This is a genomic window from Stenotrophomonas sp. 86428_Sma (genome assembly GCF_056481585.1).
In genome coordinates this window covers 3460805-3475608 of record NZ_CM151156.1, presented here as the reverse complement: position 1 = coordinate 3475608, position 14804 = coordinate 3460805, and the positions used below count along the sequence as shown (strand labels likewise).

The window sequence follows — 14804 nt, the reverse complement described above, 5'->3', positions numbered from 1 at the left end:
CGCCCGCTGCAGGCAGCCGGCGCAAGCCGGCGCCGCAGTTTCTGGAATTTCACGTTATGCATTTCGCTGAGGTCGGCCGATGAAGGCGACAGGTAATTTCGAGGCGGCGCGCGACGTCGACCCGATGGTGGTGCTGAGCGACAAGACCCGCGCTCACATCGATCACTGGCTGTCCAAGTTCCCGCCGGACCGCAAGCGCTCTGCAGTGCTGCAGGGCCTGCATGCGGCCCAGGAGCAGAACGAGGGCTGGCTGACCGACGAACTGATCGCCGGCGTGGCCAAGTACCTCGACCTGCCGCCGGTGTGGGCCTACGAGGTCGCCAGCTTCTACTCGATGTTCGAGACCGAGAAGGTGGGCCGCAACAACGTGGCCATCTGCACCAACATCAGCTGCTGGCTCAATGGCGCCGAGGACATCGTCCGCCATTGCGAGAAGAAGCTGGGCATCAAGCACGGTGAATCGACCCCGGACGGCCGCGTCTACCTCAAGCGCGAGGAAGAGTGCCTGGCCGGCTGCGGTGGCGCGCCGATGATGGTCATCAACGGTCACTACCATGAGCGTCTGACCCTGGAAAAGGTCGACGAGCTGCTGGACGGGCTGGAGTAAGGGCATGGCACATCACCACGAATCCAAGGGTCCGGTCGGCCCCGCGCCGCTGCCGCACCAGGTGGTCTACACCACCCTGCATTACGACACCCCGTGGTCGTACGAAAGCTACCTGAAGACCGGTGGCTACGCCGCCCTGCGCAAGATCCTCGAAGAGAAGATCCCGCCGGAGCAGGTCATCGAGATGGTCAAGGCCTCGGGCCTGCGCGGCCGCGGTGGCGCTGGCTTCCCGACCGGCCTGAAGTGGTCCTTCATGCCCAAGGGCAACATGCAGAAGTACATCCTCTGCAACTCGGACGAATCCGAGCCGGGCACCTGCAAGGACCGCGACATCCTGCGCTACAACCCGCATTCGGTGGTGGAAGGCATGGCGATCGCCTGCTACGCCACCGGTTCGACCGTGGGTTACAACTACCTGCGCGGTGAGTTCCACCACGAGCCGTTCGAGCACTTCGAACAGGCCCTGGCCGACGCCTATGCAAATGGCTGGCTGGGCAAGAACGTGATGGGCTCGGGCGTGGACATCGACATCTACGGTGCACTGGGCGCCGGCGCGTACATCTGCGGCGAAGAAACCGCGCTGATGGAATCGCTGGAAGGCAAGAAGGGCCAGCCGCGCTACAAGCCGCCGTTCCCGGCCAACTTCGGCCTGTACGGCAAGCCGTCGACGATCAACAACACCGAAACCTACGGTTCGGTGCCGGCGATCATCCGCAACGGTCCGGAGTGGTTCAAGGGCCTGAGCCTGACCGCCAACGGCGGTCCGAAGTGCTTCTCGGTGTCCGGCTGCGTGCAGAACGGCGGCAACTTTGAAGTGCCGCTCGGCACCAAGTTCCACGACCTGCTGGAAATGGCCGGTGGCCTGCGTCCGGGCCGCACCCTCAAGGGCGCGATCCCGGGCGGCGTGTCGATGCCGGTGCTGACCGCGGCCGAGCTGAAGGATCTGCCGATGGACTACGACACCATCCGTGCGCTGGGCTCCGGCCTGGGTTCGGGTGCGATCGTGGTGCTCGACGACAGCGTCTGCTGCGTCAAGTTCGCCTGCCGCATCAGCCAGTTCTTCCACAAGGAATCGTGCGGCCAGTGCACCCCGTGCCGTGAAGGCACCGGCTGGATGCACCGCGTGCTGGAGCGCATCGTCGCCGGCAAGGCCACGATGGAAGACCTGCACCAGCTGAAGGCGGTGGCCGGCCAGATCGAAGGCCACACCATCTGTGCGTTCGGTGAAGCGGCTGCATGGCCCATCCAGGGCTTCCTGCGCCAGTTCTGGGACGAATTCGAGTACTACATCGTCAACGGTCATTCGATGGTTGACGGCAAGAAGGTGGAGGCAGCCGCCGCATGAGCGCGCAACCCGTAAACCCGAACGTGCCACCGGACCACGTGACCATCGAAATCGATGGCAAGTCGCTGGTCGTGCCCAAGGGTTCGATGATCATCCAGGCGGCCGACAAGGCCGGCATTTCGATTCCGCGCTTCTGCTACCACGAGAAGCTGCCGATCGCCGCCAACTGCCGCATGTGCCTGGTGGACGTGGAGAAGTCGCCGAAGCCGGCGCCGGCCTGCGCCACCCCGGTGATGGACGGCATGAAGGTCGCCACCCGCAGCGAAAAGGCACTGAAGTTCCAGCGCTCGGTGATGGAGTTCCTGCTCATCAACCACCCGCTGGACTGCCCGATCTGCGATCAGGGCGGCGAGTGCGAGCTGCAGGACGTGTCGCTGGGCTATGGCCGTTCGGTCAGCCGCTTCAACGAGCGCAAGCGCGTGGTGCCGGACGAGGACATGGGCCCGCTGGTCGCCACCGAGATGACCCGCTGCATCCAGTGCACCCGCTGCGTCCGCTTCACCGCCGACGTTGCCGGTACCTATGAACTGGGTGGCATGTACCGCGGTGAGAACCTGCAGATCGGTACCTTCGACGGCAAGCCGCTGACCACCGAGCTGTCCGGCAACGTCGTCGACGTCTGCCCGGTCGGCGCGCTGACCAACAAGGTGTTCCAGTTCCGCGCCCGCCCGTGGGAACTGACCGCGCGCGAATCGCTGGGCTACCACGACGCGATGGGGTCGAACCTGTTCCTGCACGTGCGTCGCGGCGAAGTGCTGCGCACCGTGCCGCGCGACAACGAAGCCGTGAACGAGTGCTGGCTGTCCGACCGTGACCGCTACTCGCACCAGGGCCTGTACAGCGAAGACCGTGCGGTCAAGCCGCTGCGCAAGGTCAATGGCGAGTGGAAGGAAGTGAGCTGGGCCGAAGGCCTGGCCGCGGCCGCCGAGATCCTCAAGGCCAACCAGGGCGACAACCTGGGCGTGCTGGTGCACCCGTCCACCTCGAACGAGGAAGGCGCGCTGCTGGCCCGCCTGGCCAAGGGCCTGGGCTCGAGCAACATCGACCACCGCATCAACAACCGCGATTTCTCCGACGCCGCAACCGCCGAAGTGTTCGGCCTGCCGCTCGCCGAGATCGAAGGCGCCGACCGCATCGTCGTTCTGGGCAGCAACATCCGCCACGAACTGCCGCTGCTACACGCCCGCCTGCGCAAGGCGCAGACCACCAACGGCGCGAAGATCCACGTCGTCAACCCGGTGGACTTCGACTTCGCCTTCAGCATCGCCGGCAAGCAGATCGTCGCGCCGTCGAAGTTCGTCGACGCGCTGGCCAACGCCGAGCTGCGTTCGGCAGTGCAGGGCGGCAACAACACCGTGCTGATCGTCGGTGGCATCGCCGAAAACCACCCGCAGGCTGCCGCGATCCGCGCCGCCGCGCGTGACTTCGCCGCTGCGACCGGTGCCAAGCTGTGCCGCATCCCGCAGGGTGCCAACGCCGTTGGCCTGACCCGCGCAGGCGTGCTGCCGGCCGGCAAGGACGTCGCCGCAATGCTGGCGCAGCCGCGCCAGGCCTACGTGGTGTACGGCCTGGAGCCGGGTCTGGACTTCGCCGACGCTCCCGCCGCGCGCAAGGCGCTGGTCGGCGCCAAGGTGGTGGCCTTCAGCCAGTTCGCCTGCGTCTCCACCCGCGACGTTGCCGACGTGATCCTGCCGATCGGTGCGCTGCCGGAAATCGACGCCACCCTGACCAACCTCGATGGTCGCGAGCAGTCGGCGCGTGCCGGCGGCAAGCTGCCGGGCGAGGCCCGTGAGGGCTGGCGTGTGCTGCGCGCCCTGGGCGGTGAGCTGGCGGTAGCCGGTTTCGACTTCACCGACCTGGCCGGCCTGCGCGCCAGCCTGGCCCCGGTGTCGGTCGCCGTTGCCGCCTCGGCACAGCCGGTGGTTGCCGGCGAAGGCCTGGAAGTGGCTTCGACCGCCGCGATCTACCGCACCGATGCGGTGGTCCGTCGCGCCCCGGCGCTGCAGTCGCATCCGCTCAACAACGCCCCGCGCATCGTGCTGAACGCTGAAGATGCCGCTCGCCTGCAGCTGCAGGAAGGGCAGATGGCCAAGGTCGGCACCGATGCCGGCAAGGCCACCCTGCCGGTGGTGATCGACGCCCGCGTCGCTGCGGGTTCGGTCTGGATTGAATCGGGCCACGGCGCGACCGCGCCGCTGGGTGCCGCTCGCGTAACGGTGGTGGCTGCATGAACGAATTGCTGTTGAACGCGGTCGATCCGCTGCACCAGTGGCTGCTTGGCCTTGGTGACATCGGCGCGCTGATCTGGATCATCCTGAAGATCCTGGTGATCACCGTTCCGGTGATCATCTCGGTGGCCTTCTACGTGGTCTGGGAACGCAAGCTGATCGGCTGGATGCACGTCCGCCACGGCCCGATGTACGTGGGCATGGGCATCTTCCAGGCCTTCGCCGACGTCTTCAAGCTGCTGTTCAAGGAAGTGGTCCAGCCGAGCAGCGCCAACAAGGCGATCTACCTGCTGGCCCCGCTGATCACCCTGGCTCCGGCCTTCGCGGCCTGGTCGGTGGTCCCCTTCGATTCGCAGATCGTGCTGTCCAACGCCAACGCCGGCCTGCTGTACCTGCTGGCGATGACCTCGCTGGGCATCTACGGCATCATCCTGGCCGGTTGGGCATCCAACTCGAAGTATGCGTTCCTGGGTGCGATGCGCGCCTCGGCGCAGATGATCAGCTACGAAATCGCCATGGGCTTCGCCCTGGTCGGCGTGATGATCGCGTCGGGCAGCCTGAACCTGAGCAACATCGTGATGGCGCAGGCCGGCAATTCCGGTTTCTTCGACTGGTTCCTGCTGCCGCTGTTCCCGCTGTTCGTCATCTACTGGGTGTCGGGCGTTGCCGAAACCAACCGCGCGCCGTTCGACGTGGTGGAAGGTGAATCGGAAATCGTCGCTGGCCACATGGTCGAGTACTCGGGCGGTGCGTTCGCGCTGTTCTTCCTGGCCGAATACGCCAACATGATCCTGATCAGCTTCCTGATCTCGATCTTCTTCCTCGGCGGCTGGCTGAGCCCCATCCAGGGCTGGGTCAACTTCGGCGACGTCTCGCCGCTGGTCGACTGGATCTGGAAGGGCGGTGCACCGTGGCTGTTCGTCAAGGTGTTCTTCTTCGCCAGTGCCTACATCTGGTTCCGTGCCAGCTTCCCGCGCTTCCGCTATGACCAGATCATGCGCCTGGGCTGGAAGGTCTTCATCCCGCTGGCCATTCTGTGGATCGCGGTTACCGCCGTCATGGTGTTCTTCGGCGTGATTCAAAAGGGCGTCTAAGTGATGAACAGGATTACCCATTACTTCAAGAGCCTGCTGCTGCTCGAACTGCTGGGCGGCCTTTGGCTGACGCTGAAGTACAGCTTCAAGCCCAAGTACACGATGATGTACCCGATGGAGAAGTTCCCGCAGTCGCCGCGCTTCCGTGGCCTGCACGCCCTGCGCCGTTACCCCAACGGTGAAGAGCGCTGCATCGCCTGCAAGCTGTGCGAAGCGGTGTGCCCTGCATTGGCCATCACCATCGACTCGGCCAAGCGCGAAGACGGCACCCGCCGTACCACGCGCTATGACATCGATCTGTTCAAGTGCATCTTCTGCGGCTTCTGCGAAGAAAGCTGCCCGGTGGACTCGATCGTCGAAACCCACATCCTCGAGTATCACTTCGAGAATCGTGGCGAAAACATCGTTACCAAGCCGCAGCTGCTGGCCCTGGGCGACCGTCTCGAGTCCGAGATCGCCGAGCGTCGCGCCGCCGATGCCGCTTACCGCTGAGGTCGAGAGATGGATTGGGTAAATATCGCTTTCTGGGTGTTCGCCATCGCGGCAACGGTTTCGGCCGGTGCGGTGATCAGCGTGCGCAACCCGGTTCACGCCGTGCTCTGCCTGGTGCTGACCTTCTTCTCCATTGCCTGCGTGTGGCTGCTGGTCGGCGCCGAGTTCCTCGGCGTGGCGCTGGTGCTGGTCTACGTCGGCGCGGTGATGGTGCTGTTCCTGTTCGTGGTTATGATGCTCGACATCGACCCCACCAAGCTGCGTGAGGGCTGGGTCCGCTACCTGCCGGTCGGTCTCATTGTTGCCGTGGCGATGCTGGTGCAGATGCTGATCCTGATCGGCGTGAAGGGCAGGGCGGTCAACCCGTTCCCGGCCGACAACGCCGCCGCGGTCGCTGCCGACAGCTCCAACGTCACCTGGCTGGCGCGTACGCTGTTCACCGAGTACCTGCTGCCGTTCGAGTTCGCCGCCGTCATCCTGACCGTGGCCGTGGTTGCCGCCGTGATGCTGACCCTGCGCCGCCGTACCGGCGTGAAGAGCCAGAACCCGGGTGAGCAGACCATGGTCAAGGCCGGCCAGCGCCTGCGCATGGTCAAGATGGGCGCCGAAGCGCCGGTCGTGCACAGCAACAGCAAGCCGGCCGCCGGCGAGGAGACCCAGCCGTGATTACCCTTGGCCACATCCTTGCGCTGGGCGCGGTGCTGTTCGCCATCAGCCTGGCCGGCATCTTCCTCAACCGGAAGAACGTCATCGTCCTGCTGATGTCGATCGAACTGATGCTGCTGTCGGTGAACATCAACTTCGTCGGCTTCTCGCGTCAGCTGGGCGATCCGTCCGGCCAGCTGTTCGTGTTCTTCATCCTGACCGTCGCCGCCGCGGAAGCCGCCATCGGCCTGGCGATCCTGGTGACCCTGTTCCGTACCCGCCGCACGATCAATGTCGGCGAAGTCGATTCGTTGAAGGGCTGATCCACAGATGGAAATCACTCTCTCCAAGAGTCTGTTGATCGCAGTGGTGCTTGCACCGCTGTTCGGCAGCATCATCGCCGGCCTGTTCGGTCGCCAGGTCAAGCGCTTCGGCGCGCAGACCATCACCATCCTCGGCGTCGCGGTTGCCTGCGGCCTGTCGATGTACACGCTCTACCAGTTGCTGTGGGGCGGTGCGCAGCCGTTCAACCAGAACATCTACACGTTCTTCGAAGTCGGCCAGTACTCGGCCCACGTCGGTTTCATGGTCGACAAGCTGACCGCGATGATGATGGTGGTGGTGACCTTCGTGTCGCTGCTGGTCCACATCTACACGATCGGCTACATGCAGGACGATCCGGGCTACCAGCGGTTCTTCAGTTACATCTCGCTGTTCACCTTCTCGATGCTCACCCTGGTGATGAGCAACAACTTCCTGCAGCTGTTCTTCGGCTGGGAAGCGGTGGGCCTGGTGTCGTACCTGCTGATCGGCTTCTGGTTCAAGCGCCCGACTGCGATCTTCGCCAACATGAAGGCGTTCCTGGTCAATCGCGTTGGTGACTTCGGCTTCCTGCTCGGTATCGCCGGCGTGCTGTGGGTGTTCGGCACCCTGGACTATTCGCAGGTGTTCTCGCAGGCCGGCATGCTGGCTGACCCGCGCGCCCAGCTGCAGATCTGGGACGGCACGATCCTGGGCATGCAGCTGCTGAACGAGCCGGTGATCTGGTCGATCGCCACCGTCATCTGCATCTGCCTGTTCATCGGCGCCATGGGCAAGTCGGCCCAGGTCCCGCTGCACGTGTGGCTGCCGGACTCGATGGAAGGCCCGACCCCGATCTCGGCACTGATCCACGCCGCGACGATGGTGACCGCCGGTATCTTCATGGTCACCCGCATGTCGCCGCTGTTCGAGCTGTCGCAGACGGCGCTGAACTTCGTGCTGTTCATCGGTGCCACCACCGCGTTCTTCACCGGCCTGATCGGCATCGTGCAGAACGACATCAAGCGCGTCGTCGCGTACTCCACGCTGTCGCAGCTGGGCTACATGACCGTCGCCCTGGGCGTGTCGGCCTACTCGGCCGCCGTGTTCCACCTGATGACCCACGCCTTCTTCAAGGCCCTGCTGTTCCTGGGCGCCGGCTCGGTCATCATCGCGATGCACCACGAGCAGGACATGCGCAAGATGGGCGGCCTGCGCAAGTACATGCCGATCACCTTCGTCACCATGTGGATCGGTACCCTGGCCCTGGTCGGTACGCCGTTCTTCTCCGGCTTCTACTCGAAGGACACCATCATCGAGGCGGCCGAGATCCACGCCCACATGCAGAACAGCTGGGTGGCCACCTATGGCTACTGGGCAGTGCTGGGTGGCGTGCTGGTGACCAGCTTCTACAGCTTCCGCCTGCTGTTCCTGACCTTCCATGGCAAGGAACGCTTCCGCGACGCGCATCATGACGATCATGGCCATGGCCATGATGATCACCACGCTGCCGACGCCCACCATGCTGATGCCCACCACGGCGATGCCCATGACGACCACGGCCATGGCCACGGTCCGCATGAGCCGCACGAAACCCCGTGGGTGGTGACCCTGCCGCTGATCCTGCTGGCCATCCCGTCGATCGCCATCGGTTTCTTCAGCATCGGTCCGATGCTGCACGGCACCGACTGGGCCGGCCACCATGCGCACGACGCAATCAAGGGCCAGGTCAACACGTTCTTCACCGGCATCGTCGATTTCTACGATCCGGCCAAGAACACCGTCGCGTTCCTGGGTGAAGAGTTCCATGGCCCGGTCGCGTTCGCGCTGCACGGCATGATGCTGCCGCCGTTCTGGCTGACCCTGGCGGGCTTCCTGCTGGCTGCACTGTTCTACCTGTGGAAGCCGGACCTGTCGGGCAAGGCGCGCAAGACCTTCGCTCCGCTGGTGTCGGTGCTGGAAAACAAGTACGGCTTCGACAAGCTGTGGATCGATGGCTTTGCCGGTGGCAGCGTCAAGCTGGGCAAGGTCGCACGCTGGATCGACAGCAACATCGTCGACGGCGTGGTCAATCTTTCGGCACGTGTTGTGGACGTCGCAGCCGGCGTGCTGCGTCGTACCCAATCCGGTTTCCTCTATCACTACGCCTTCGCGATGATCATCGGCCTGATTGCCCTTCTGGGCGTGCTGATGCATTACCTGCGTTGATGACCTGTACGGAATAAGAAGACGTGTCGAACTGGCCTCTACTCAGTGTCCTCATCTGGCTGCCGATCATCGGTGGTGCCCTGATCCTTGCGATCCGTGATGCGCAGACCGCCCGCTGGGCGTCGCTGGGCGTAGCGGTGCTGACGTTCGTGGCGAGCCTCTCGCTGCTGAGCGGCTACAACGCGGGCATCGACGGTCTGCAGTTCGTCGAGACCCATGCCTGGATCCCGGCGTACAAGATCGGCTACAACCTGGGCGTGGACGGCATCGCCGTGGCGCTGATCCTGCTGACTACCCTGGTCAGCGTGCTTGCCCTGATCGGCGCCTGGAGCGCCATCGACAAGCGCGTCAACCAGTACGTGGCCGCCTTCCTGATCCTGGAAGGCGTCACCGTCGGCATCTTCGCCGCGACGGACGCGATGCTGTTCTACGTGTTCTTCGAGGCGATGCTGATCCCGATGTTCCTGATCATCGGTGTCTGGGGTGGCCCGCGCCGCATCTACGCAGCATTGAAGTTCTTCCTGTACACCTTCCTCGGCTCGGTGCTGATGCTGGTGGCGCTGATCTACCTGTACATGAAGGGCGGCAGCTTCCAGCTGGCCGACCTGTACGCGCTGCCGCTGTCGGCCAAGGAACAGACCTGGATCTTCTTTGCCTTCCTGATCGCCTTCGCGGTCAAGGTGCCGATGTTCCCGGTCCACACCTGGCTGCCGGACGCCCACGTGGAAGCGCCGACCGCCGGTTCGGTGATCCTGGCCGCCATCGCCCTGAAGATCGGTGGCTACGGCTTCCTGCGCTTCAACCTGCCGATCGTCCCGGACGCGTCGCAGGAATGGGCGTGGCTGGTGATCGCGCTGTCGCTGATCGCGGTGATCTACGTCGGCCTCGTCGCCCTGGTGCAGGACGACATGAAGAAGCTGATCGCCTATTCGTCGATCGCGCACATGGGCTTCGTCACCCTGGGCACCTTCATCGCGTTGTGGCTGGTGCGTGAAGCCGGCAACGCCGATGCCGCCCGCCTGGGCCTGCAGGGCGCCATGGTGCAGATGATCTCGCACGGCTTCGTGTCCGGCGCAATGTTCTCCAGCGTTGGCGTGCTGTACGACCGCATGCACAGCCGCCGCATCGCCGATTACGGCGGCGTGGTCAACGTGATGCCCTGGTTTGCGACCTTCGCCATGCTGTTCTTCATGGCCAATGCAGGCCTGCCGGGCACCAGCGGTTTCGTCGGCGAGTTCATGGTCATCCTCGCGGCCTTCCAGCGTAATCCGTGGATCGCGCTGGGCGCGGCCACCACCCTGATCATCGGCGCCGCCTACACCCTGTGGCTGTACAAGCGCATCTTCTTCGGCGAAGTGGCCAACAGCCACGTTGCCGAACTGAAGGACATCAACGGCCGCGAATGGCTGGTGCTGGGCGTGTTCGCCATCGGCGTGCTGGCCTTGGGCATCTACCCCAAGCCGCTGACCGACCTGATGGAGCCCTCGATCGCGAAGCTGGCGATGCAGATCGCATCCAGCAAGCTGCTGTAATTCCAGGATTTGATGATGACCACCTCGCCGCTGCTGCCATTGACCGCCGCTGACCTGCCACCGCTCGCTCCCGAGCTGGTGCTGATCGGCAGCGCCTTCGCCCTGATGATCCTCGACCTGTTCGTCAGCAACCGGAACAAGATCGTCACCCACCTGTTCTCGCTCGCTGCGCTGGCCGTGGTGCTGTTCATGCTGGCCACCGGCGTGGGCGGGCAGGGGGAGGTCTTCCATGGCATGTTCGTGCGCGATACCGCCGCGGACGTGATGAAGACCGGGATCGTGCTGCTCAGCGGCCTGACCCTGGTCTACGGCTGGCGCTACCTGCGCGACCGCAACCTGTTCCAGGGCGAGATCCCGGTGCTGATCCTGTTCGGCACCGCCGGCATGATGATCCTGGTCTCGGCGGGCAGCCTGCTGATGGTCTACCTGGGCCTGGAACTGCTGGCGCTGTGCTCCTACGCGCTGGTTGCCAGCAACCGTGAGAACGGCCTGGCCTCGGAAGCGGCGATGAAGTACATCGTGCTGGGTTCGCTGGCTTCTGGCCTGCTGCTGTACGGCATGTCGCTGATCTACGGCGCCACCGGCAGCCTGCACCTGGACGTCATCCGTGACGCCATCCCGCACTCGGAAGAGCGCGTGCTGCTGATCACCGGTGCGGTGTTCATGATCGCCGGCGTCGCCTTCAAGCTGGGCGCCGCACCGTTCCACATGTGGCTGCCGGACGTGTACCAGGGTGCCCCGGCACCGATCGCACTGTTCATCAGCTCGGCGCCGAAGCTGGCCGCCTTTGGCATGGCCTACCGCCTGCTGGAAATGGGCGTGGGTCCGCTGTCGACTGAACTGCAGCTGCTGATCGCTGGCCTGGCCGCGGTCTCGCTGGTCATCGGCAACCTGATGGCCATCGCGCAGAGCAACCTCAAGCGCATGCTGGCGTTCTCCACCGTCTCGCACATCGGCTTCCTGCTGATGGGCATCGCCGGTGGTGGCGCGCAGGGCTACGCCGCCGCGCTGTTCTACGCACTGGCCTACGCCATCATGTCCACCGCCGCCTTCGGCGCGATCATCGCGCTGTCGCGTGCCGGTTTCGAAGCCGAGAACATCGAGGACTTCAAGGGCCTCAATGCCCGCAACCCGTGGATGGCCGGCCTGGTGCTGTGCATCATGGCGTCGCTGGCCGGCATTCCGCCGTTCCTGGGCTTCTGGACCAAGCTGGCGGTGCTGGGCGCGGCCGTCAACGGGGGCCTGCTGTGGCTGGCCATCCTCGGCGTGCTGTGTGCCGTGGTCGGCTGCTTCTACTACCTGCGCGTCATCAAGGTCATGTACTTCGATGAGCCGGTGGGCGAGGCCATGCCGCGCAGCAACGACCGCGTGCTGGGCCTGGTGCTGGGCGTGAACGCGCTGGCGCTGCTGGCGCTGGGCCTGGCCTGGAACCCGATCATGGTCTGGTGCCAGCAGGCATTTGCGCATCTTGCATAAAAGTTGACACAAAGCTGCGCGATTCGTGTAATATGCGCAGCCTGAGTTGTCACTGCAGCGGTTCAGCCAGAACATCGTTGCGGTAGCCCTCCTCGAAAAGAGAGTAGGGCAGCAGTTCAAACACTTCCGGTGCGGGGTGGAGCAGTCTGGCAGCTCGTCGGGCTCATAACCCGAAGGTCGCAGGTTCAAATCCTGCCCCCGCTACCAACTTCAGATCGGCGCCAACCGGTTTGATGAATGAGGGAAAGCTTGCATTTTTTGGAGCCAAAGCTCATAATTCCGCTTCTGATGCGGGGTGGAGCAGTCTGGCAGCTCGTCGGGCTCATAACCCGAAGGTCGCAGGTTCAAATCCTGCCCCCGCTACCAAGTAAAGAGATCGCCTTCGAAGTCCTGCTTCGAAGGCGTTTTTCTTTGGGTGGCTGCGTCGTTTCTGCGTGATCGGGGTCAGATCCCTTTTCCGCGGGAAAGGGAGCTGACCCCAGGTCCGCACCTTGCACCAGCGCGGTGCAGCCGCTATCATCAGCGGCCTAGCAGTACCCCTGAAGGCGGCCTCCCGGCGGGAGTCCGGACCCGGAAGGAGGGCCGCAACCGGCAGGCACTGCAGGTTGCAACCGGAATCCAGTCACCGGAGTCTTTCCGGAAAAGGGGCCCAGCGGGCCCTTTGTCGTTTCCGGGGCGTCATGTTTTCACGCCGGCCAAGGCCGGCACCCAACCAAGAGATCAAGGCAGGCTGTGAGCGACAAGGCAACCGACATCGCGAATCTGCTCGCCCCGACCGTTGTGTCGCTGGGCCTGGAGCTGCTGGGCGTTGAGTATCTGCCGGCCCCCGGCGGTGCGACCCTGCGCCTTTACATCGACGTGCCGCTGGCTGAACAGCCCGAGCGCATCATCAATGTCGACGACTGCGAGCGGGTCAGCCGCGAAGTGTCGGCGCAGCTGGACGTCGAAGACCCGATCAGCGGCAATTACACGCTGGAAGTGTCCTCGCCGGGCGTGGATCGCCCGCTGTTCAACCTGGAGCAGTTCGCTCGCCACCAGGGTGAATCGGCCAAGGTCACGCTGAAGCTGCCGCAGGACAACCGTCGTCGCCTGCAGGGCCGTATCGAGGCAACCGACGAGGCCGCAGGCACCATCACCTTCATCGTCGACAAGACCGAAGTGGTGGTGTCGGCCGACAACATCGACAAGGCACGGATCATGCCCGACTGGGTGGCGCTGGGGCTGGCCCCGAGCAAGCCGACCGGTCCGGCGCCGAAGCGTCCGAAGCCGAACACGAATTCTTCTTCCAACGAGCCGGCGGCAAAGAAGCCGCGCGCGGAGTGAGCCAATGAGCAAGGAACTGTTGCTGGTAGTCGACGCGGTCGCCAACGAGAAGGGCGTGCCGCGTGAAGTGATCTTCGATGCCATCGAGGCCGCCCTGGCCTCGGCAGCGAAGAAGCGCTATCCCGACGAGGAAGTGCTGACCCGCGTGGTCATCGACCACAAGGATGGCAGCTACGAAACCTTCCGCCGCTGGGAAGTGGTGGCCGACGACGTGGTCATGGAATCGCCGGACCGCCAGATCCGCCTGATGGACGCCGTCGACGAAGCCGAAGGCGTGGACGTCGGCGACTACATCGAAGAGCAGATCGAGAACCCGGACTTCGGCCGCATCGCCGCCCAGGCCGCCAAGCAGGTCATCGTCCAGCGCGTGCGCGAAGCCGAGCGCCAGCAGGTCGTGGATGCGTGGAAGGATCGCGTCGGCGAACTGATCACCGGTGTGGTCAAGCGCGCCGAGCGCGGCAACATCTATGTCGACCTCGGTGGCAATGCCGAAGGCTTCATTCCGAAGGACAAGGGCATTCCGCGCGACGTGCTGCGCGCCGGTGACCGCGTGCGCGGCTACCTGGCCGAAGTCCGTTCGGAACCCCGTGGCCCGCAGCTGTTCATCAGCCGCGCCGCCCCGGAATTCATGATCGAGCTGTTCAAGCTGGAAGTGCCGGAAGTCGGCCAGGGCCTGGTGGAAATCAAGGCCTGCGCCCGTGATCCGGGCGACCGCGCCAAGATCGCCGTGCTCGCCCACGACCAGCGCACCGATCCGATCGGTGCCTGCATCGGCATGCGCGGTTCGCGCGTGCAGGCCGTGTCCAACGAGCTCAATGGCGAGCGCGTGGACATCGTGCTGTGGAACGACAACCCGGCCAACTTCGTCATCAACGCGATGGCGCCGGCCGAAGTGCAGTCGATCATCGTCGATGAAGACAAGCACTCGATGGACCTGGCCGTTGCCGAAGACCGCCTGGCCCAGGCGATCGGCAAGGGCGGCCAGAACGTGCGCCTGGCCAGCCGCCTGACCGGCTGGCAGCTCAACGTGATGACCCAGGACCAGGTCACCGCCAAGTCGGAGGCCGAGCAGGCTTCGGCCCGCCAGCTGTTCATGGACAAGCTGGAAGTGGACGAGGAAATCGCCGGCATCCTGGTCAGCGAAGGCTTCGGCACCGTCGAGGAAATCGCGTATGTCCCGGTCGGCGAACTGCTGGCCGTGGAAGGTTTCGACGAAGACATCGTCGAAGAGCTGCGCGCTCGTGCCCGCGATGCGCTGCTCAATGAGGCCCTGGCAGTCGAAGAAGGCCTTGAAGACGGCCAGCCGGCGCAGGACCTGCTGTCCCTGAAGGGCATGGACGAAGCCACCGCATATGCGCTGGCCGGCCACGGCGTGCGTACCAGCGAGGACCTGTCCGACCTGGCCGCCGACGAGGTCATGGACTTCGGCATCGAAGGACTGGATCAGGCGCGCGCCGCTGCGCTGATCCTGGCCGCCCGTGCCGAAGAGATCGCCCGACTGGAACGCGGCGAATGAGCCGGCAATGAACAGGGCCCTGAGCCGCTCAGGGCGTA

The 14804-nt window shown here is 64.5% G+C and carries 12 protein-coding genes and 2 tRNA genes; all 14 read left to right on the top strand.

Annotation, left to right across the window (positions count from 1 at the left end; all coding sequences use genetic code 11):
* Positions 1-79: 79 nt before the first annotated feature.
* The 14 genes from nuoE (at position 80) to nusA (ending at position 14766) form a co-directional block, all read left to right on the top strand.
* The gene (gene nuoE, locus ACZK3J_RS16070) at positions 80-607 is read left to right on the top strand and encodes an NADH-quinone oxidoreductase subunit NuoE (RefSeq protein WP_006381132.1); all 528 of its coding nucleotides are present in this window, start codon (positions 80-82) and stop codon (positions 605-607) included.
* Between the two features lie 4 nt (positions 608-611).
* On the top strand, positions 612-1952 hold the full coding sequence (gene nuoF, locus ACZK3J_RS16065; protein WP_005410459.1) for an NADH-quinone oxidoreductase subunit NuoF: 1341 nt from the start codon (positions 612-614) through the stop codon (positions 1950-1952).
* Entirely contained in the window at positions 1949-4183 is a 2235-nt protein-coding gene (gene nuoG / locus ACZK3J_RS16060; protein WP_006381130.1) for an NADH-quinone oxidoreductase subunit NuoG, read from the top strand. The genes nuoF and nuoG overlap by 4 nt, the downstream gene beginning before the upstream one ends.
* Entirely contained in the window at positions 4180-5274 is a 1095-nt protein-coding gene (gene nuoH, locus ACZK3J_RS16055) for an NADH-quinone oxidoreductase subunit NuoH (protein WP_006381129.1), read from the top strand. Before nuoG ends, nuoH begins: the two co-directional genes overlap by 4 nt.
* 3 nt (positions 5275-5277) lie before the next feature.
* Positions 5278-5766: an NADH-quinone oxidoreductase subunit NuoI gene (nuoI, locus tag ACZK3J_RS16050; RefSeq protein ID WP_006381128.1), complete on the top strand. Its 489-nt coding sequence runs from the start codon at positions 5278-5280 to the stop codon at positions 5764-5766.
* 9 nt (positions 5767-5775) lie between these two features.
* Positions 5776-6432: an NADH-quinone oxidoreductase subunit J gene (locus tag ACZK3J_RS16045; protein WP_032128645.1), complete on the top strand. Its 657-nt coding sequence runs from the start codon at positions 5776-5778 to the stop codon at positions 6430-6432.
* Positions 6429-6734, top strand: coding sequence for an NADH-quinone oxidoreductase subunit NuoK (nuoK, locus tag ACZK3J_RS16040; RefSeq protein WP_005417921.1), 306 nt, complete (start codon positions 6429-6431; stop codon positions 6732-6734). Before ACZK3J_RS16045 ends, nuoK begins: the two co-directional genes overlap by 4 nt.
* Before the next feature lie 7 nt (positions 6735-6741).
* Positions 6742-8919, top strand: a complete 2178-nt coding sequence (gene nuoL, locus ACZK3J_RS16035; RefSeq protein ID WP_134951222.1) for an NADH-quinone oxidoreductase subunit L — start codon at positions 6742-6744, stop codon at positions 8917-8919.
* A 23-nt stretch (positions 8920-8942) separates the two neighbouring features.
* Entirely contained in the window at positions 8943-10451 is a 1509-nt protein-coding gene (locus ACZK3J_RS16030) for an NADH-quinone oxidoreductase subunit M (protein WP_024958700.1), read from the top strand.
* A 15-nt stretch (positions 10452-10466) separates the two neighbouring features.
* Positions 10467-11927: an NADH-quinone oxidoreductase subunit NuoN gene (nuoN, locus tag ACZK3J_RS16025; protein ID WP_005410451.1), complete on the top strand. Its 1461-nt coding sequence runs from the start codon at positions 10467-10469 to the stop codon at positions 11925-11927.
* A 130-nt stretch (positions 11928-12057) separates the two neighbouring features.
* Positions 12058-12134 (top strand) — tRNA-Met (locus tag ACZK3J_RS16020).
* An 82-nt stretch (positions 12135-12216) separates the two neighbouring features.
* Positions 12217-12293, top strand: a tRNA-Met gene (locus tag ACZK3J_RS16015).
* A 366-nt stretch (positions 12294-12659) separates the two neighbouring features.
* A complete protein-coding gene (rimP, locus tag ACZK3J_RS16010; RefSeq protein ID WP_005410450.1) occupies positions 12660-13250 on the top strand; it encodes a ribosome maturation factor RimP in 591 nt (196 codons plus the stop codon).
* A 4-nt stretch (positions 13251-13254) separates the two neighbouring features.
* Positions 13255-14766, top strand: a complete 1512-nt coding sequence (nusA, locus tag ACZK3J_RS16005) for a transcription termination factor NusA (protein WP_005410449.1) — start codon at positions 13255-13257, stop codon at positions 14764-14766.
* Positions 14767-14804: the final 38 nt, after the last annotated feature.

What these genes read in the sequence shown, in the direction of transcription:
- nuoF (WP_005410459.1), top strand. Translation starts at nt 612, where the DNA reads ATGGCACATCACCACGAATCCAAGGGTCCGGTCGGCCCCGCGCCGCTG.
- nuoH (WP_006381129.1), top strand. Translation starts at nt 4,180, where the DNA reads ATGAACGAATTGCTGTTGAACGCGGTCGATCCGCTGCACCAGTGGCTG.
- nuoL (WP_134951222.1), top strand. Translation starts at nt 6,742, where the DNA reads ATGGAAATCACTCTCTCCAAGAGTCTGTTGATCGCAGTGGTGCTTGCA.
- nuoG (WP_006381130.1), top strand. Translation starts at nt 1,949, where the DNA reads ATGAGCGCGCAACCCGTAAACCCGAACGTGCCACCGGACCACGTGACC.
- nuoI (WP_006381128.1), top strand. Translation starts at nt 5,278, where the DNA reads ATGAACAGGATTACCCATTACTTCAAGAGCCTGCTGCTGCTCGAACTG.
- nusA (WP_005410449.1), top strand. Translation starts at nt 13,255, where the DNA reads ATGAGCAAGGAACTGTTGCTGGTAGTCGACGCGGTCGCCAACGAGAAG.
- nuoN (WP_005410451.1), top strand. Translation starts at nt 10,467, where the DNA reads ATGACCACCTCGCCGCTGCTGCCATTGACCGCCGCTGACCTGCCACCG.
- ACZK3J_RS16045 (WP_032128645.1), top strand. Translation starts at nt 5,776, where the DNA reads ATGGATTGGGTAAATATCGCTTTCTGGGTGTTCGCCATCGCGGCAACG.
- nuoE (WP_006381132.1), top strand. Translation starts at nt 80, where the DNA reads ATGAAGGCGACAGGTAATTTCGAGGCGGCGCGCGACGTCGACCCGATG.